An 18853-nucleotide genomic window follows, 5' to 3' on the forward strand; every position below is an offset into this window, starting at 1 on the left:
AATATCTGTGTGTGCGTATAGCTTCTTTTGCCCATGATAATACCCCCTAATGTAGTTACTTTTATTTTCCTACATTAGGGGGTGTTTTGTCTATTGTCCGTTTTTAATGGACCTGTTCAGGACAACCACGGGTTTTGGTTTTATTCTGCTCAAGCGGGCTCTTCCGCAAAGTTTCCGGTGTACAAACGGTAGTAGGTACCCTTCTTTTCAATGAGTTCATCATGGGTGCCCCGCTCGATAATGCGCCCCTGGTCCATGACCATGATGCAGTCGGCGTTGCGCACGGTGGACAAACGGTGGGCAATGACAAAGGTGGTACGCCCACACATCAGAGCATCCATACCGTCCTGCACCAGCTTCTCGGTACGGGTATCGATAGAAGAAGTTGCCTCGTCCAAAATAAGCACCGGCGGGTCAGCCACGGCTGCACGGGCAATGGCGATAAGTTGCCGCTGGCCCTGGGACAGGTTGGCGCCATCTCCGGTGAGCATGGTGTCATATCCATTCGGCAGACGGCGGATAAATCCGTCGGCGTTGGCCAGCTTCGCCGCCGTCTTACACTCCTCATCGGTGGCATCCAGGTTGCCGTAACGAATGTTTTCCAGTACTGTACCGGTAAACAGGTGTGTATCCTGAAGAACGATGCCCAACGAGCGGCGCAGATCCGGCTTTTTGATCTTGTTGATGTTGATGCCGTCATAGCGGATCTTACCGTCGGCAATATCGTAAAAGCGGTTAATCAGGTTGGTAATGGTCGTCTTGCCTGCACCGGTGGCGCCGACAAACGCGATCTTCTGCCCCGGTTTGGCCCACAGACTGATGTCATGGAGGACCAGTTTGTTTTCGTCGTAACCGAAGTCCACTCCGTCAAAGACCACGCCGCCCTCCAGGCGAGCATAGGTGATGGTGCCATCCGCCTTGTGGGGATGCTTCCAAGCCCAGACATTGGTGCGCTGGGTGCTCTCAGAGAGCTGTCCATTGGCATCCTCTTTGGCGTTGACCAGCTCCACATAGCCCTCGTCCTTCTCCGGTTCCTGATCCATAAGATCAAAGACACGGGAGGCACCGGCGGCAGCAGTGACCACAAAGTTGATCTGCATGCTCACCTGGGTGATCGGCTGAGTAAAGCTCTTGTTCAGGCCCACAAAGACAATCACTGTGCCCAGGGTAACTCCGGCCATCCCGTTGATACCCAGAATCGCACCTATGATTGCTACCAACGCATAGCTCAGCCAGCCAATATTGCCGTTGACCGGCATAAGGAGGTTAGCATAGCGGTTGGCCTTATCTGCACTCTCCCGCAGAGCCTCGTTGATCTCGTGGAAATCTTCTTTGGCAGCCTGCTCGTGGCAGAACACCTTGACCACCTTCTGACCGTCCAGCATCTCCTCGATAAAGCCGTCCACAATACCCAGATTTTTCTGCTGCTGGACATAGTATTTGCCGGACAGCTTGGAAAAGTTGGTAGTCACGGTGATCATGACCACGGCGGTCAGAACAGAAATAATGGTGAGCGTCGGATTCAGGCGCAGCATGACCACCAGCGTGGCCAGCATGGTAACGACAGAGTTAATTACCTGAGGGATACTCTGGCTCATAAGCTGGCGCAGCGTATCAATATCATTGGTATATACCGACATAATGTCGCCATGGGAATGGGTATCAAAATATTTAATGGGCAGTGCCTCCATGCGGTGGAACAGGTCATCACGCAGGTGCCGCATCGTGCCCTGGCTGATGGTGACCATGATGCGGTTATAGCCGTAGGATGCTACCACACCCAGCGCCAGCAGGCATCCCAGCCGGACAACTGCCTGCCACAGCCCGCTGAAGTCGGTAGAACCGCTGTTGAGCATGGGAACGACATAGTCATCGATCAATGTCTGAGGAAAGCTGGTGCCGCTTACATTGGCGGCGGCAGAGACCAGGATACACAGGACCACCAGCAGAAACGCTAATTTATAGTAGCGAAGCATATACCGCAGCACCCGGTTGAGCACCTGGGTCGGGTTGCCTCGGTTCATTTTAGGATTCATAGCAGGGTGTCCTCCTTTCACGCAGGCTGGTCGAAGTCGCCGCCGCCCTGGACCTGAGAGTCATAGATCTCCCGGTAGATGGCATTGGTCTCCAACAGGCGCTCATGGGTATCAAAGCCGTCGATGTGGCCGTTGTCCAGCACCAGAATGCGGTCGGCGTGCTCCACGCTGGAGATGCGCTGGGCAATGATGATCTTGGTTGTGCCCGGAATGCGCTGGGCAAAGGCCGCGCGGATCTTTGCATCGGTGGCTGTGTCCACCGCAGAAGTGGAATCATCCAGGATGAGAACCTTGGGCTTTTTCAGCAGAGCCCGTGCAATACACAGCCGCTGCTTCTGACCGCCGGACACATTGGCGCCGCCCCGCTCAATATGGGTATGGTAACCGTCGGGGAAGCGGTCAATAAACTCATCGGCACAAGCTGCCTGACAGGCGGCGACGCATTCCTCTTCCGTAGCATCGGGATTGCCCCAACGCAGGTTATCCAGAATGGTACCGGAGAACAGGGTGTTTTTCTGCAGCACTACTGACACCTGATTACGAAGGGCTTCCATGTCGTACTGTCGCACATCCAGGCCGCCTACTTTGACCGCACCATCATCCACATCGTACAGTCGGCAAATGAGGTTTACCAGGCTGCTCTTGCCGGCACCGGTACCGCCGATGACACCGATGGTCTCACCGGCCTTGATGTGTAAATCAATGTCGGACAGCACGCTCTTTCCGCTGCCGTGCTTATAAGAGAAGTTGACATGGTCAAAATCGACAGAGCCGTCAGCCACTTCCATCACAGGCTTTTCCGGGTTGTGCAGGTCGGGGGTCTCCTCCAGCACCTCACTGATACGGCGAATACTGGCCATGGACATGGAGATCATAACCACCACCATGGAGAGCATCATCAGGCTCATAAGAAGGGACATGACATAGCTGAACAGGCTGGTGAGATCGCCGGAGCTCATGCTGCCTCCCACAATGAAGTGAGAGCCCAACCAGGAGATCATGATGATACAGAAGTAAACGGCGGTCATCATAGCGGGGTTATTGAATGCCAACAAACCCTCAGCCTTGACAAACATGCGGTAGAGGTTGGAGGATGCCTTGGAAAACTTCTCGTTTTCATAGTCCTCCCGGACAAAAGCCTTTACCACCCGGATGGCGGAGATATTCTCCTGCACACTGGCATTCAGATCGTCGTACTTACGGAATACCTGGTTAAAGATCTTCATCGTCGCCACCATGATGCTTCCCAGGACCACGATCAAGAAAATAACGGCCAGCAGGAAGGTAAGGCTGAGCTTGGGGCTGATGATCAGACACATAATGTAGCTGAACACAAAGGACAGCGGGGAGCGTACCGCCACGCGGATAATCATCATAAATGCATTTTGCACGTTGGTGATATCGGTGGTCATACGGGTAACCAGTCCAGGCACGCTGAACTTATCAATGTTGGAAAAGGAGAAGGTCTGAATGTTGGAATAGATGGATTCCCGTAGGTTAGCGGCAAAGCCAGCGGATGCGCTGGCGGCAAATTTGCCCGCGGTTGCACCGAAGATCAGACTGAAAAAGGCCATGACCACCATCAATGCCCCGTAGCGGTATACCACGGAGAGATTGGCCTTTTCCAAACCCTCGTCAATGATGATCGCGGTAATAAAGGGGAGAAGGATCTCCATGATCACTTCCAGACTGGTCAATCCAATGCAGAAAAATGCATCTCGCTTGTATTGGCCAAGCTGGCGCAGTACCGTTCTCATAGCTTTTGATACCTCCTTATGGTTGTTGAATCAGTAGGGACAGGTTGCCCAGCATCTTTTTTTGCAGGCGATCCAACGTGGCTAACTCCTCCTGGGAAAAACAAGCGTACAGCCTCTGCCGAATCTGGCGGGTGGTGCGGCAAAGAAATTCTTCCGTTTTCTTTGCCTTCTCCGTGGCAAACAGGAGCTTGCGCCGGTCATCCCCGGCACACTGCTCTACCCGCACATACCCCTTCTCCTTCAGCCGCTTTACCATGCTGGACAGGGCGGCCATGGAGCCTCCGAACTCCTGGTGGATGGCTGTCAGAGAGGTCCCCTGCTCCGAACGGCTTAAGATGTACATCAGGATCTGAGCCTGTATGGCGGTCAGCTCTCTGTGCGCCAGAGAAGCATTGGCCCACTGCTCCATTTGAATGCAGATGCGGCGATTGTCTCTCAGGATTTGTTCCCGATCAAGTTCTGCCATAATGTTGCCTCATTTCATTTGTTTGAAGTGAAACTGTTTCGCTGCGTAATGTTTATACCATAAATGTGCTTGCGTGTGAAATTCAAATATGCTATATTCAATAAAAGATTTTTATAGATTAAGTTTGTTGAACAACAAGAAAATTTTTAAGGGGGCTGATTTAGTGAATACGACACAACTGGAATGTTTTATGGAAGTAGCCAATGTTTTGAACTTCTCTCGGGCTGCAGAACGGCTTCGTATCACCCAGCCTGCCGTCAGCCACCAGATCAACACCCTGGAAAATGAGCTGGAGGTCAAACTGTTTCACCGCACCAGTAAAAGCGTGCGGCTGACCCAGGAAGGGTTTCTGTTTACGCAGTACGCCGGTGAGATCTTAAAACTGAGCGGGTTGTCCAAAGCCCGGATGAAGGAATCCAAGGAGGAGGTGTTCCGCCGCATCGCCATCGGCTGCCGGAACACCACGGAACTCCACATCCTCTGCCCCGCCCTGGAGCAGCTGCGCCAGCTTCAGCCCCAGGCTCTGCCTGTACTGCGGCTGCTGCCCTTTGACTCCATCGAAAATCTGCTTACTGAGCGAAATGTCAATTTGATGTTTTCCTTCCGCAAGTCTGTACCAAAAAAGCTGAAGTATTACCCTCTGGTTCAGTGCCCGGTAGTCTGCGTGTGCAGCCAGAGCCACCCTCTCGCTGACAAAAAAGAGGTGTCGATTGAGGAGCTTCAATCCGCAGGCCGTATTGCGACTTGCCGCCCTCCCGCCTATCCCCCGGATCTGTTTGCTTTCCAGGGCCAGGTAGTGGGAGGCCGGGCTCCCGGCGAGGTGCTCTTCTGCGACGACCAGGAGGTGGTGTCCGCCCTGGTGGAGACCGGCTACGCCTTCGCGGTCATGGCCGACCTGCCCCATGCCAGACTGTCCAAACTGCGATACATCCCCGTGAAGGATGCGCCGCTCCTCTCCTTCGGCGCGGTTTGTCTTCCCGGAGATCACAATCCCATTCTGAAATACTTTTTAAACTTGCTTGGTCAGAGCATGCAGCCAGAAACCCGTTCCGATTCCTGACCACTGGTGCTGCAATCATCCCGCCCATGCAGCAGGCATCAACAAAAAGCAGGCATCCGTCTTAGTTTTTTCTGAGAACGAATGCCTGTAATTGTTTTGTGTTGAATTTTCCAAGCAAAGATGCGCAGCTGTTCCGTCTTTGAACATCAACTCAGGCAAATCACAGCAGCGCCAATACCTGCTCCCGCTCCGGCATGGAGCGGATCGCCCCACGGCGTGTAGTGACCAGATAGGCAGCCGCATTGGCAAAGCGCAGCATCTGAGTCAGATCATCCGAAGAAAGCTGTTCCAGACCATGCTCCAGCAGAAAGTTCAGAACACAGGCGCAGAACGTATCCCCCGCACCGGTGGTCTCGATCACACCGCCCAGCGTCACCCCAGGCTGAAATACCCGCAGTCCCTGGTAGTAGGCGATGCTCCCCTGAGCCCCCGCAGTCACATTGATCAGGCGCAGATTGGGAAACTGCTCCCTCAGTTTGGCTGCTCCGGCATCAAAATCGGTCTCTCCAGTGAGGAACAGAAGCTCGTCATCGGAGATTTTAGCCACATCACACTGTGCAAGGCCCCAATGGATCTGTTCTCTTGCCTGCTCTAAACTATCCCACAGAGGTGGGCGCAGGTTTGGATCAAAAGAAATGATACAATCTGCCGCCTGGGCCAGAGCTACCGCTTTTTGGGTGGCGCTGCGTACCGGCTCACCGGTGAGAGACAAGGATCCAAAATGAAAAATTTTGGCCTGGGCAATCACATTCTCCGGCACTTCGTCCGGAGTAAGGAGCGTGTCCGCCCCAGAATCCCGGTAAAAGGAAAAGTCCCGGTCTCCGTTTTCCGCGGTTTTGACAAAGGCCAAGGTGGTGTGGCTGTGGGCATCCATTACCAAGCTATCCATGGAGATGCCCGCTTCCAGGCCCACTTGGCGCAGAAGATGACCAAATTGGTCCTCTCCCACCTTGCCGATAAAGGCCGTCCGCTTACCCAGCTTGGCCAGCATGGCCAACACATTGCAGGGGGCGCCGCCGGGGTTGGCCTCATAGAAGGGATTGCCTTGGGCATTGGCTCCGTTGCAGGTAAAGTCCACCAAAAACTCGCCCAGAGCAGCCACATCAATGCTTTTCTTCATACTTCCTACCGCCTTTTTAAACAATCAGGTCGTACTTTTCTACGTCGATCAGAGCCTGGCCACCCGCCTCAAAGGTAATGGCATCGGCCTGCTGCGGGGTGTAGATCACGGAGCTGGCCGCCTGCTCGCCGTCATTGACAAAAACCTCTACACTAAACCGGTCCAGAATGATGCGCAGCTTCAGTTCCCCTCCCTGGGGCCGTACCAGGAAGCTGCGAGTATGCACGATATCATGGGGCAAACCACTGCGGGTACGATCAATTTTCAACGTGCTCTCGTTGGGCCGGTAACGGATAATGGTGTCGTGGGTGCCGTCCTTGGCCACATGGATGCGGAACCAGCGGTATACCTCGCTTCCTGTGGGCCGGATGGTCACCGTCATATCTACGACTCGGCCCTGGACTCCCGGCAGATTCACTTCTCCGCTCACCGGAATGTTGCGATGGAGCACCTGCTGTCTCCGGCAGGTATCCAGCTCCCGAACAGGACGCTGGCACAGCCGTCCGTCCTGCACAAACAGTTCCCGCGGGAGAGTCATCTGGCCAAACCAGCGGCAGTGCGCGGGCTTTGCCCCTGCCGTGGCCCAATTCTGCATCCAGGCAATCATGATCCGCCTTCCATCGGGAACAACAAGGGTCTGGGGGGCATAGAAATCCAGGCCGTAATCCACCGCCTGGACCGCCTGGCGGTGAAACTCCTCGCCATCGTAATCCCCCAGCAGACACAGGGCGTTGTTGCCTGCGTGGAACTCCAGTCCGATGGGGTACATGTCCTGGGGACTGGTGAGCAGCACCTGGCGACCGTCCAGGGGGAAGAAGTCCGGACACTCCCACATTTTTCCGTACTGGTTGTGGCAGGCATCCAAAGTGCGCACATAGTCCCATTTCAGGCCATCCTTGCTTTGGTAAAGGAGAATGGCACCGCTGTCGTCAGGGGTTCGGTTGCCAATAACGGCGTAGTAGGTTCCGTCTTGCTCTCGCCACACCTTGGGGTCCCGGAAGTCCACCGCGCTGCCCCCCTCAGGCAGATCGCTTTTGGCCAAGACCGGGTTAAGGGGATATTTTTCATAGTTGAGGCCATCACCGATGGCCACGCACTGCGTCTGGACATCCCGAAGGAATCCATCTTCGTCCCGCTCCCGCTGAACTCCTGTGTACATCAAAAGATGCCGCCCGTCAGGCAGCTCTACTGCGCCGCCGGAAAAGCATCCGGCGGCGTCGCAGGGCTGGTCGGGGGCCAGGGCGGCAGGCAGCCGCTCCCAGTGGATGAAGTCCTCTGTGGTCAGGTGTCCCCAGTGCATGGGACCCCACTCGTTGGAATAGGGGTGATACTGGTAGAACAGATGGCATTTCCCCTGATAGATGGAAAATCCGTTGGGGGCGTTCATCCAGCCGATGGTAGGGGTAGCGTGGAACGCGGGACGCTCTGCCGCGGGAATATGGGGCCCATACTGGGCTTCAAAATCTCGTGCCTTTTGCAGTTGTGTGCTAACCATAGAACCTCATCCTTTGATCTGATTTGAGTGCTAAACTTAATTTTCCGCTCCGGTATAGCGGTCGTAGGCGGCCTGATAGACCTCAAGGAGGTCGTTCATCCCGCATTTCTTGATCAGGAACTCTTTGTACTCCTCCCACTCCTGATCGGTGATGGGGCCGCCGCCCTCACCGCCGTTTTTCAGCCACAGGCCTTCCTGTTCCCGCACAGCCGTCTCAAAGTCCGGCTTATGCCAGTCCAGAGCCTCCATTTCCATGCTGGTGAAGGTGCAGTCTACCGGATAGACGCTGGTGTCCTTCACATAGGGCATCCAGTCCTCCTGCAGCCAGGTCAGGCGATTGATGGCGTTGGGTTCCATGTAGAAGACATCCCGATAGTACTCCGCCAAAATCAGTTTGGGACCGTAGGTCTCATACTGGTTGCGCAGCTCGCCGGCGCTCTTGCCGTATTTCTCTTTGGCCTCGTCATCTGTAATGGACATCCACATACCATTTTCATCCTGGCCGGTGAAGTAAACACCGATGGGGCTGTAATGCAGCTGCATCACCGTCTCCCCGTCGTACCACTGGTCAAAGAACTTCAGCAGATTGATAGGGCTCTGGCACTTGCCGGTAATACACAGCTGGCCGGAGGAAATGGGAGAACCCGGGCGGATGGTGATCTCGCACACATCCTCATACTGGGTCCCTTCCGGGCCGGACAGAGGGGGCAGGAACACATAGTCGTCAGCGTAGTCCCCCATCAGTTCGTCAATGTACCACCAGGTGGATACACCTACATAGCCCTGCTGGCACTTGGCCATCAGCTGGCTGTCGCTCTGGCTGAACATCTCCACATCCATTAGGCCCTCGCTGTACCAGTTGTGGAAATAGTCCATACAGTCCCGGTAAGCGTCGGAGACGCAGACAAACTCCACCGTACCATCGCTTTTCAGGTGCAGGTCATTGCACACGTCGTTGGGCCAGTTGGTAAAACCGAAGCCGGAATAAAAGATGTTCTGGCCCCAGCACCACTCATCAAAGCCGGTGGACATGGGAATGGTGGAACCGGCTGCGTTTCCATAGTAGGTGTGGGACATATCGTTATCCTTAAATGCCTTCAAGGCGTCGTGGAGCTCATCCAGGGTGGTGGGCACGGGCAATCCCAGCTCATCCAGCCATGCCTTGTTGATCATGCTGAACTGGGGAATAGTATAGATGGACCAGGCGTCGTCCATGTCCGCGCCGATGCCGGCGGTGGTCATCTGCTCGCCGGAGGGCAGGCCGTAGATCTTACCGTCCTCCTGGGTGATGGCAGCCCGGATTTCCGGGTGCTCCTCCAGGATGGCACACAGGTTTGGCATGATGTCCTCGGTGAGGTAGGGAGTCAGGTCCAGGAAGGTGCCGTCGTCCCCGTACCGGGCCAGGTCGTAGTTGGAGAAACCCACGCCCATAAAGGCATCGGGGTACTGGCCGCCGGTGATGCGGATGTTTACCTGCTCGGCCAGGGAGTCGGACATGGTCTCCCAATTGATTTTGATGCCCACATTCTCTTGCAGCTGGTTGAGCACTTCATTATTTTCGTAGCCGCTGGACAGGGCGGAGATACCGCCCATGATATTAAACTCCGTCTGCTCCGTGTTGGGGTTGATCTCCCCGGTGTTCACATTGTTCACCAGGCCGCTGGAGCACCCAGACAGGCCCGCCGTGCACAAAGCAGCCGCCAGGGAAACTGCAAGTCCCCGCTTCCAAGGTTGTTTCATGGTTCTCTCTCCTTTCTCAGCCCTTCACCGCGCCGGCCATAAATCCCTTTTCAAAGTACTTCTGGACAAAGGGATAAATGACCAGCATGGGCACCGCCGCCACGATCATAGAGCAGAATTTCAGCAGCTCGGTGAGCTTGTTCAGTTCCGCATAGCCGCCGGAAATGGTAGCCGCCTGAGAGGCAGAGGCGGAACTTTTGATCAGGATATTCCGCATGACCAGAGGCAGCGGAGAGCCTTTGCCGCCCAGATAGATCAGTGCGGTAAACCAGTCGTTCCAATAGGCCACCATGGAGAAAACCGCCATAACGGCCAAGATAGGTTTGGAGAGAGGAATGACGATACGCAGGAAAATACCCATCTTGGAGCAGCCGTCAATCTGGGCAGCCTCGATGAGGTCCTTGGGGACACTGTTCTGGAAGTAGTTGCGCACGATGATCATATTGCCCACGGCAACACCGCCCGGCAGTAACAGGGACCACATGCTGCCCACCAGGCCGGTGCTCTTGACCACCAGGTAGGTAGGGACCAGGCCGCCGCCAAAGTACATGATGATGAGGAAAAAGATGCTGAAAAACTTCCGCCCGGGCAGGTCACGCTGGGCCATAGGATAGGCGGTGATGTAGAGCATGGTCACCGAGAACACGGTACCGATCAAAGTGTATTTCACCGAGTTCAAAAAGCCGGAGACAATGTTGGGATCCTGGAAGACTGCCGCATATCCGTCCAGGGTGAAGCCGCTGGGGAACAGGAAGGTCTTGCCCGCGTACACATCGTAGGGATCGGAGACCGAGGCAATGAGGACATAGTAGAGGGGATAGGCCACGATGATGAGCACCACCGCGGTGATAGCCACCAGAACGATATCGCTGGTGCGCTCAGACAGTCCGCGCGATTTGTTCATGTTCTTCCCCTCCTTTACACAAATTCCACGTCCGAGGCCTTGGACGCGATCTTATTGACGATAAGCAGCAAAATGATGTTGACCGCCGTGTTGAACAGGCCCACGGCTGTGGAGTAGCTGTACTTGGCGTTTTCAATGCCTTGTTGATAGACATACACAGCAATGACATCGCTGGTGGCCTTGTTGAGGTCGGTCTGGAGGAGCCATACCTTTTCAAAGCCCACGTTCATCAGTCCGCCGGCAGCCATGATGAGGTTCAAAATAGCCATGGGCAGCAGCTCGCGATATTTTTAATGCGCTGGAACACGGAAGCGCCATCGATTTTAGCCGCCTCGTAGAGGCCGGGATCCACGTTGGCCAGGGTGGCCAGATAGATGATGCAGCCCCAGCCAGCGTCCTGCCAAATGCCCGAAGCGATGTAGATGGTGCGGAAGGCGGAGGACTCGGTGAGAAAGTCGATGCTGGTGCCGAAGATCAGGTTAATAAGGCCGCCCGAGGGGCTCAGGAAGATGCGCAGCATACCGCAGACCACCATGATGGAGATAAAATGGGGGGCATACAGTACCGTCTGGACCAGCCGCTTATACCGCCGGAAGCGGAGCTGATTGATGATCAGGGACAGAATAATGGGGATGGGGAAGGTCCACAGCAGGCTGTACAGGCTGATGAGGACGGTATTTTTGATCATGCGGACACAGGTGGGCGAACTGAAGAAGCGTTCGAACCAATAAAGTCCCACCCACTCGCTGCCCGTATATCCCCGGCTGGCTTTAAAATCGCGGAAGGCAATTTGAATGCCGTACATGGGAACATACTTGTAGATGATGGTCAGCACTACCGGAACCAATAAGAGCAGGTAGAGCTGCCAGTTGTTCAGAATCCGGCGGCCCAGGGTTTTTCTGTGCGGGGCAAGGACCCCTGCCGCGGTTTTATATTGTTGACTCACATTGTCTCACTCCCTATTTGAAATCATTGTATCACATCTGCACCTATGTTTTATCCCTCTTTTCTGATTCTCTTCTAATGTACCGGCACACAGTGTGTAACGTTTCACACAAGTGAAGAAAAGAGCGCCCCAAATACGCGTGCGAAACGTTACACTATAATTTAAGCTCATCATACGCCACTGTTCTGTAATCTGTCAAGGCAATTGGAGGTCATTTTTTCGCTTCTCTGTTCTCCATAAAAAGGAATCCTATTTTTTGTGCAACCTGGAAAGAAATTTGGAAACAGGCTAAAAATCCAAAAAACATCTTGCAAAAAAACGTTTCACGAATATAATGAAATCATGTTCATGAAATTTCATGAAATGTTTGTGATACGTTTCATATTATGAGAGGCGGCGGTGCAAATGAGACGGGGTTCCGCTCCGACAATGAAAGATGTGGCCCGTGAGGCAGGCGTGGCACTTGGCACGGTATCCAAGGTATTCAACAACGGCTCGGTAGGAGACGACTACCGCCAGCGTGTACTGGAGGCGGCTGAGCGGCTTGGCTATCAGGTAAACAGCTATGCCCGGGGGTTAAAAACCAACCGGACCTATGCCGTGGCTGTGGTGCTGCCTAATATTATCAATCCCTTCTTCTCTGTCCTTGCTCAAAACCTCTGCCAGGCTTTGACTAAGCGGGGCTATCGGATGTTCCTGTCCATCACCGACTTCGATCCAGCGGCGGAACAGCGCTATATCCACATGGCCCAGCAAAATCAGGTGGACGGCATCATCGGCCTGACATATAACCCGGACCTGCAGGTGGCAGACAAGGTCCCCTTTGTCAGCTTTGACCGCTATGTAAGCCCCGATGTGCCCTGTGTGGCCTCGGACAACTTTGGCGGCGGACAACTGGCCGCCAAAAAGCTGGTGGATCTGGGCTGCGGGCGGCTGCTGTTCCTGCGCATCGGCTCCACCGTAGCCGGTGAGTCGGACAAACGCCGGGATGGTTTTGAGTCTTTTTGCCGGAGTACGGGAGTGGAATACGACACACTCTACCTGCGGGACAGCGACGGCCTCACCCCCTTCCGGGAGTTTCTTCAGTCCCATATTCATCAGGGCTGTCTGGATTACGACGGCATTTTCTGCTGCACAGATGTGTTGACGATGGAAATTCAAAAAATGCTTTTAGAAATGGGAATCCGCGCCCCGGAAGACGTGCAGCTCATTGGCTTTGACGGTACAGCCATCCACATGGGACGCGCTCCGGAGTGTTCCACGATTGTCCAGCCCATTCCCTTACTGGCTGAGACCTGTGTGGATATTCTTTTAAAAGAGGACAAAAACGACCTGCCCAGCCTGATCTGCCTTCCGGTGAGCTACGCCCCCGGCGGCACCACCCAGGACAGAGCATGAGCTCACTGCGGAGGGGAAAGGACATATGGCCAGTGAATATCTGAAATGGAAATACCGTGACGTGAAGCCCGACCAGGCGGTCGAACTGACTCCCCGGCAGAAACGGGCAAACTGGTGGTATTACCATAAATGGTATGTACTTCTGGGCGCAGGACTGCTTGCTGCATCCATTTATCTGGTAGCCAGAGCTCTGGGCTTTGGGCAAGTAACACCCGATTATCAAGTGGCCTATGTAGGCTCCACCGCTCTGCCGGAGGATACTGTCACCGCACTGGAAACTGCTCTGGCAGATTTGGGAAGTGACTGTGACGGCGATGGTCAGGTCGTAGTCCGGGTAAACCAATATGTAATGGGTGATACTTCAGGCGAAGGTGCTGTTTACTCCTACGCCAGCAGCACCAGACTGATGGCCGACCTGGACTCCTGTGACAGCTACTTTTTCTTATTGGAGTATCCGGCAGCTTTTCAGGAGAACTACCAGGTCCTGCGCCGCCTGGACGGGAGTCTGCCGGAGGAAACAGACCAGGACTACGAAAGCTGCTGCCTGTCCTGGTCGGACTGCCCGACACTCCAGCAGCTCTCTCTGGGTGAGTACACGGAAAAAGTTCTGAACCAGGAAATTCAGGGCGACAGTCAGGAGCTTTTGAACCAGCTTTTTGTGGCTCGTCGCGGGTTTTGGACCGATCGCACCTGTTCTTATGCCACACAGTGCGATGCACTTTGGGATGTTATCACAAGGGGGAGTAGCCAGTGAAACGCTGGAAATACGGGGTTATATCTCTGCTTCTGGCAGGCCTGCTTGGTCTGAGCGGATGCAGCCAGTACCCTGAACAAGCTGCCGATGGAACACCTTGGGACTCCAGCTGGACCATGCTGGGTTCCGTGCTGGGCGCCGAGGAACCGGGAAACGGATTTTCTCTGCTGGACAACTACTCGGTGCTGACCGGAGAGGATATTTACTACGCCGCCTGGGTGGCCGGTGATTCCTCTGCTTACACCAATGAGGATAATGAGGAGGTGGAGGTCTATGACGCCCAGCTCTATCTTCTTGCAGCTGGCTGCGCCGATGCTTCATTTGCCCAGCAAAACCTGGATGAGTGGATATCCAAAGAGCAGGAGACCTATACCGTGACAGAAACCTGGAATGAGACCCGCAACGGCCAGGAGTACACCTTGCTGGCCTATGAGTGCGGTTCAAACACCAATCCGTACAGCCGCGGAATCTCTGCGTTCACGGTCTATGGTACATATGCAATCAGCGCCGAGCTGGCCTGTCAGGAGGATTTTACCGGACAGGAACGGGATATTCTGCTGCAGTTTTTGGACGGCTGCCATTACAGCCCGTTGAACTAGTTGAACGAAAGGTGGAAGTTTTGTGGGTTTATTTGTCCATGAGGATCCATACTACGATCCCGATGTACGTCAGGTGGGATTTAACCGCTATAAACAACTTCTCTCCCGCCATGCTTTCTCCTGGATCAAACTCAATTTGCTCACAGTAGCAGGCGCGCTTCCTTTGGCAGCAGGCATCGGGTATGCCATCCTGTCCAGCAGCATTCTGGTCCTCATCCCCCTTTCCATTGTGGGTGGAATGATTTGGGGACCCTTTCTGGCAGGACTTTACGACGGGATCCTCCGGGGACTGCGGGATGCACCGGAGTCCTGGTGGACAGCCTGGCGGAAGAGCCTGCGTCAAAACGGCCGGGAGAGTTTGCTTCCGGGGGCGGTTCTTGGTCTGCTGATCGGCATGTATGCCTTTATGGCTGCCCTCTTTTGGTGGTCTGCGGCGCCTCAGTCGCTGGGTACTATTGCCCTGTATCTGTTTTCTGCCGCCCTGTTTCTTCTTCTCAATTCCCTTTATTGGCCGCAGTTGGTCCTGTTTCGCCAGACTGCGCTGAACCGGATGAGAAACATCATCCTGTTCACTGCAAAATATGCCTGGCGCATGGCAGGGATCGCTGTACTGCAGCTGATCTATGCTATGATCTACGTACTTTTTGCTCCTTGGACCTTACTTCTGGTTCCTGTTTTAGGATTTTGGTACATTACCTTTTTGTCTCAGTTTTTCATTTATGAACCTCTCAACAAAGAACTGGAGATTGAAGAAAAATTCAAAACTTCTTCTTTCTAAACAATCCCACTCGCAAGCACAGTGTTTGACATTCACAAATTCCAGCGTAAAAAAAGCAGCCGCCCGTTGGATCGGTTTCCAACAGGCGGCTGCTGTGTTAAAAACGAGAATGGAGGCTGCCCGCATCCATCATAGTCTTACCCAATTGACTGTATTCTCGTGGTCTATACAAAGAAAAAAACGACTTGCTTTTGCAAGTCGTTTTTTTTGGCAGCGGGAGAAGGATTCGAACCCTCACAAACAGAGTCAGAGTCTGTCGTGCTACCCTTACACAATCCCGCTATTTCTTTGTTTTGCCTTGCGGTTTGTTTCCCTGTCGCAAGGACAGGTGTTATTATACCAAACTTTCGACGATTGTCAATAGGTTTTTTAAAATATTTTTCTCTTCGACTAATTTCTAGTTTTTTCCATCGTTTTGTCCTGTTTCCCCATTTTATCGCTTCCCTTTTTTGTGGATATCATCTATAATAAGAACAGCCTCTGGATTTCTAGCAAGAACTCCTCAGCCTTCTTTTTTCTTTCAAACATCACATTGCAATTATTTGAGAGGAGCGAAACTTATTCTATGCAGCAGCTCAGCCGAAAACAACAACTGTTGGTTGGCTTTACCCTGTTCTCCATGTTCTTCGGAGCAGGCAATCTGATCTTCCCGCCCCAGTTAGGCGCCCAAGCTGGAGTACAAACCTGGCTCGCCATGGCCGGTCTGGCCATCAGCGCCATCGGCCTGCCCATTCTGGGCGTGATCGCCGTTGTCCGGGCGGGCAGTTTGAACGCCTTGGCCAGCCGGGTCCATCCCTTGTTTGCCTCTATCTTCACGATCTTGATCTATCTGTCCATTGGCCCCTGTCTAGCCATCCCCCGTACCGCCAGCACTTCTTTTGAGATGGCGGTACCTCCCTTCCTCCCTGCCGGCACCTCCACCACCTGGTTTCAGCTGGGATACTCCCTGATCTTCTTTGCCGCCGCCTTTATCGTCGCCCTTCATCCGGAGCGGCTCACCAGCCGCTTGGGAAAGATCCTGTGCCCCATGCTCCTGGTGCTGGTGACGGTGATCTTTGTGGGCTGCCTCATTCACCCTGTGGGCGAATACGGCCCTGCTTTAGCTCCCTATGACCACATGGCTCCCGTCCAGGGCTTTCTGACCGGCTATCAGACCATGGACGCCATTGCGGGTCTGAATTTCGGCATTGTCATCGTCCTCAATATCAGGGCTCTGGGCGTCACTCAGGAGCGTCCCGTCCTGCGGACCACCATCCGTGCCGGCGTGATCGCTGCGATTCTCTTCGCGGTGGTCTACTCTATGCTGGCCCATATCGGTGCTCTGTCCAGCACCGCTTTCCCCGGCACCACCAACGGTGCAGTCACCCTGACAAACGTGGTGGGATCTATCTTTGGTCCTGTCGGTTCGGTACTGCTGGCTGCTGTGTTCATCATCGCCTGCTTTAACACCTGTGTCGGGCTGATCAGCTCCTGCGCCTCCTACTTCAACACCCTGGTTCCCAAGCTCTCTATTCCCACCTGGGCGGCCTTTTTCGCCGTGGTCAGCATGATCATCGCAAACGCCGGTCTGGACCAGATTCTGGCCATCTCCGTGCCCATTCTCAATATCCTCTATCCCCCGGCTATCGTGCTGATCTTCTTGGCCTTCCTGCCCGGCCGTGTCCAGAAGCTGTGGGCCACCTATCCTGTGGGCATTGCCTTTACCACCGTAGCTAGTATCCTGTATACCTTACAGGATCTGAAGATTCCTCTGTTTGGCCTGGATGCCCTTTTAAAGAGCATCCCTCTGGCTGATGTGAAGCTTGGCTGGGTCTTACCTGCCGTGGTGGGCATCCTTCTGGGTGCGGTTCTCTCCACTCTGCGTCCCCGTATAGCAGAATAGCAAACTTTTTTCGCTCCCGTCATTTCGTTGACGGGAGCGTCTTTTTCCTTCTTCTCTTTACTTTGGGCTTTGGCTCAGGGGCCTGGAAGGTCACCACACCCTCCACAGGCACCGCCAACACCCCCTGAGGGATGTAATACTCCATTCCCTCCTGGGTGCGGGCACATCGGTGCCAGGACAGCGCCTTGGGCAGTTTTTTGGCAAAATCCGCATCCAGGAAACAACCGCCGTTTTTCCGCCGCTCCTCCCCCTGCTCTGCCAACTGCGCAAACAGCTTCCGCCGCTCCCCCCGCTCCGGCCAGCACCGTCCCTTTGCCAGCGGCCGCCCGTCGGGCAGCGTCCAGATATCTGCGGTTCGCACCTGAAGAGGCCGTCCATCTCCCCAATCCTCCCAGGCGTCCATGACCACGCTGAGCGTCTCCTCGTCCTGAAAGGTCACCTGTCCCTCCAGCCGGGCACTCCAAGGCCGGAAGGCCCGCCCCTCCTCCTGGCAGGCAGACAGATCCAGGCAAGCGCGGCAATACAGTTCCTTCTCCCAGCGCTTGCGCCAGGTCTGGACCACCTGCCGGTAATACTGGCTCACCCTCCGTCCCCCGCGGCCTCCCCGCTGGATCTCCGGCCAGGAGAAAGCCAGAGAAAGTACCGGTTCTCCACGTAATTTGAGCTTCTTTTCTTCCTTCTTCCACACCACCTGCCAAGACTGAGGCAATCCGCTTTCCTTCATGGAAACTCCCCCCTTTTCCGCCCATCCTATGAAATGATGGGAGAAAAGGTGTGGTCTCTCTTTATTTTCACAAGCTAGTGTGTTACAATATAACTCAATCCATGTTTTTCCCATAAGAAAGGAGCCGCCATGTCCAAGTTTTATGATAAACCCTCCAGCGACCTGCTGTACCAGGCCATGCTGGAGCTCCACAGTGTGGAGGAGTGCCGTGAATTTTTGCAGGACCTGTGCACCGTATCAGAATTGAAGGCCATGGAACAGCGCATGGAAGTGGCCATGCTGCTGGATGACGGCCTTATCTACAGCGAAATTCTGGAGCGTACTGGTGCCTCCAGCGCCACCATCAGCCGGGTAAACCGGTGTCTTCACTACGGGGCTAACGGTTATCGGACCATCCTGCCCCGGCTGAAGGAGCGGCAGAAATGAACAGCTACGATTTCCTGGCCGGCTGCTACGACGAGTTTACCACCGATGTAGGCTACTCCGCCTGGGCTGACTATATTGAGGCCCATTTCCGCCGCCGGGGACTGCCGGGCAAGACGGTACTGGATCTGGCCTGCGGCACCGGTTCTCTCACGCGGGAGCTGGCCCAGCGGGGCTATGAGATGATCGGTGTGGACCTGTCCCCGGAGATGCTGGCCGAGGCCGCAGAGAAAAACCAGGATGTGGACGGCATTCCCCCCATTTTTCTGTGTCAGTCCATGGACAAGCTGGACCTGTACGGCACCATCGACGCCTGCGTGTGCTGCTTGGACAGCGTCAATTATGTCACTGACCCCAAAAAGCTGCAAAAGGCTTTTGAACGGGTTTATCTGTTCCTGATGCCCGGCGGGGTGTTTTTGTTTGATATCAACACCCCGGAGAAGCTCCGGGGCCTGGACGGTCAGGTTTTCCTGGACGAGACCGAGGACGCCTACTGCGTGTGGCGTGCCGAGTACTCCCAGCGCAGCCGCATCTGCTCCTACTTTATGGACATTTTCCGTCTGGATGAGGAGAGTGGCCTGTGGGAGCGTGGCGAAGAGCTGCACCGGGAGCGGTCCTATGAGCCCCAGGAGCTGGTGGAATATCTCACTCAGGCGGGCTTTCAGGACATCCGTCAGTACGGCAACCTGAAAATGCGCTCCCCCAAGCCGGGAGAGGACCGCATCTTCTTTACCGCCCGAAAAAATCCCAAGCTGACCACACAAATTTAAG

General features: G+C 54.6%; 18 protein-coding genes and 1 tRNA gene. 8 read left to right on the forward strand and 11 right to left on the reverse strand.

All coding sequences use genetic code 11. The features are described from left to right. Positions 1-149 precede the first annotated feature (149 nt). From ACEVJL_RS13220 to ACEVJL_RS13230, 3 genes are read right to left on the reverse strand one after another with little or no spacing between them, the layout of a single operon-like run. On the reverse strand, positions 150-2036 hold the full coding sequence (locus tag ACEVJL_RS13220) for an ABC transporter ATP-binding protein (protein ID WP_374738119.1): 1887 nt from the start codon (positions 2034-2036) through the stop codon (positions 150-152). A 17-nt stretch (positions 2037-2053) separates the two neighbouring features. Next, positions 2054-3793, reverse strand: a complete 1740-nt coding sequence (locus ACEVJL_RS13225; protein ID WP_374738120.1) for an ABC transporter ATP-binding protein — start codon at positions 3791-3793, stop codon at positions 2054-2056. Positions 3794-3809: 16 nt separating this feature from the next. Further along, the gene (locus tag ACEVJL_RS13230) at positions 3810-4259 is read right to left on the reverse strand and encodes a MarR family winged helix-turn-helix transcriptional regulator (RefSeq protein ID WP_008980022.1); all 450 of its coding nucleotides are present in this window, start codon (positions 4257-4259) and stop codon (positions 3810-3812) included. A gap of 163 nt (positions 4260-4422) precedes the next feature. Between ACEVJL_RS13230 and ACEVJL_RS13235 the strand changes: the two genes are divergently transcribed. Then, entirely contained in the window at positions 4423-5319 is an 897-nt protein-coding gene (locus ACEVJL_RS13235) for a LysR family transcriptional regulator (protein WP_008980021.1), read from the forward strand. Between the two features lie 160 nt (positions 5320-5479). Here ACEVJL_RS13235 and ACEVJL_RS13240 read toward each other — a convergent pair whose 3' ends face one another. The 6 genes from ACEVJL_RS13240 to ACEVJL_RS13265 are packed head-to-tail and all read right to left on the reverse strand — an operon-like array spanning position 5480 to position 11524. After that, entirely contained in the window at positions 5480-6439 is a 960-nt protein-coding gene (locus ACEVJL_RS13240; RefSeq protein WP_374738121.1) for a carbohydrate kinase family protein, read from the reverse strand. A 16-nt stretch (positions 6440-6455) separates the two neighbouring features. Beyond that, positions 6456-7934, reverse strand: coding sequence for a glycoside hydrolase family 32 protein (locus tag ACEVJL_RS13245; protein ID WP_374738122.1), 1479 nt, complete (start codon positions 7932-7934; stop codon positions 6456-6458). Between the two features lie 36 nt (positions 7935-7970). After that, positions 7971-9674, reverse strand: coding sequence for an extracellular solute-binding protein (locus ACEVJL_RS13250; RefSeq protein ID WP_374738123.1), 1704 nt, complete (start codon positions 9672-9674; stop codon positions 7971-7973). Between the two features lie 16 nt (positions 9675-9690). After that, positions 9691-10578, reverse strand: a complete 888-nt coding sequence (locus tag ACEVJL_RS13255; protein WP_374738124.1) for a carbohydrate ABC transporter permease — start codon at positions 10576-10578, stop codon at positions 9691-9693. A 14-nt stretch (positions 10579-10592) separates the two neighbouring features. Beyond that, positions 10593-10847 carry a hypothetical protein gene (locus ACEVJL_RS13260; RefSeq protein ID WP_374738125.1) on the reverse strand — a complete coding sequence of 85 codons (255 nt, stop codon included), beginning with the start codon at positions 10845-10847 and terminating at the stop codon, positions 10593-10595. Next, positions 10835-11524: an ABC transporter permease subunit gene (locus ACEVJL_RS13265; RefSeq protein ID WP_374738126.1), complete on the reverse strand. Its 690-nt coding sequence runs from the start codon at positions 11522-11524 to the stop codon at positions 10835-10837. The genes ACEVJL_RS13260 and ACEVJL_RS13265 overlap by 13 nt, the downstream gene beginning before the upstream one ends. A gap of 405 nt (positions 11525-11929) precedes the next feature. On the opposite strand from ACEVJL_RS13265, the gene ACEVJL_RS13270 reads away from it, so the two are divergent. The 4 genes from ACEVJL_RS13270 to ACEVJL_RS13285 are packed head-to-tail and all read left to right on the forward strand — an operon-like array spanning position 11930 to position 15053. Then, complete coding sequence (locus ACEVJL_RS13270) at positions 11930-12922, forward strand: LacI family DNA-binding transcriptional regulator (protein WP_374738127.1); 993 nt, start codon at positions 11930-11932, stop codon at positions 12920-12922. 25 nt (positions 12923-12947) lie between these two features. After that, positions 12948-13676, forward strand: coding sequence for a hypothetical protein (locus tag ACEVJL_RS13275; protein WP_374738128.1), 729 nt, complete (start codon positions 12948-12950; stop codon positions 13674-13676). Further along, complete coding sequence (locus tag ACEVJL_RS13280; RefSeq protein WP_374738129.1) at positions 13673-14275, forward strand: hypothetical protein; 603 nt, start codon at positions 13673-13675, stop codon at positions 14273-14275. Before ACEVJL_RS13275 ends, ACEVJL_RS13280 begins: the two co-directional genes overlap by 4 nt. Before the next feature lie 22 nt (positions 14276-14297). After that, on the forward strand, positions 14298-15053 hold the full coding sequence (locus tag ACEVJL_RS13285; RefSeq protein ID WP_374738130.1) for a hypothetical protein: 756 nt from the start codon (positions 14298-14300) through the stop codon (positions 15051-15053). Positions 15054-15261: 208 nt separating this feature from the next. Here the strand turns inward: ACEVJL_RS13285 and ACEVJL_RS13290 are convergent. Further along, positions 15262-15335 (reverse strand) — tRNA-Gln (locus ACEVJL_RS13290). Between the two features lie 283 nt (positions 15336-15618). Between ACEVJL_RS13290 and brnQ the strand changes: the two genes are divergently transcribed. After that, a complete protein-coding gene (gene brnQ, locus ACEVJL_RS13295) occupies positions 15619-16935 on the forward strand; it encodes a branched-chain amino acid transport system II carrier protein (RefSeq protein ID WP_374738131.1) in 1317 nt (438 codons plus the stop codon). Positions 16936-16954: 19 nt separating this feature from the next. Here brnQ and ACEVJL_RS13300 read toward each other — a convergent pair whose 3' ends face one another. Continuing rightward, positions 16955-17659, reverse strand: coding sequence for a hypothetical protein (locus ACEVJL_RS13300; protein ID WP_374738132.1), 705 nt, complete (start codon positions 17657-17659; stop codon positions 16955-16957). 129 nt (positions 17660-17788) lie between these two features. Here ACEVJL_RS13300 and ACEVJL_RS13305 point away from each other — a divergent pair, with 129 nt between their 5' ends. Next, complete coding sequence (locus tag ACEVJL_RS13305; RefSeq protein WP_008980009.1) at positions 17789-18085, forward strand: YerC/YecD family TrpR-related protein; 297 nt, start codon at positions 17789-17791, stop codon at positions 18083-18085. Next, positions 18082-18852 carry a class I SAM-dependent DNA methyltransferase gene (locus tag ACEVJL_RS13310; RefSeq protein WP_008980008.1) on the forward strand — a complete coding sequence of 257 codons (771 nt, stop codon included), beginning with the start codon at positions 18082-18084 and terminating at the stop codon, positions 18850-18852. The genes ACEVJL_RS13305 and ACEVJL_RS13310 overlap by 4 nt, the downstream gene beginning before the upstream one ends. The last annotated feature ends 1 nt before the right edge of the window (position 18853 follow it).

The sequence above is a fragment of the Flintibacter porci genome, assembly GCF_041925195.1.
Lineage (GTDB): Bacteria > Bacillota > Clostridia > Oscillospirales > Oscillospiraceae > Lawsonibacter > Lawsonibacter porci.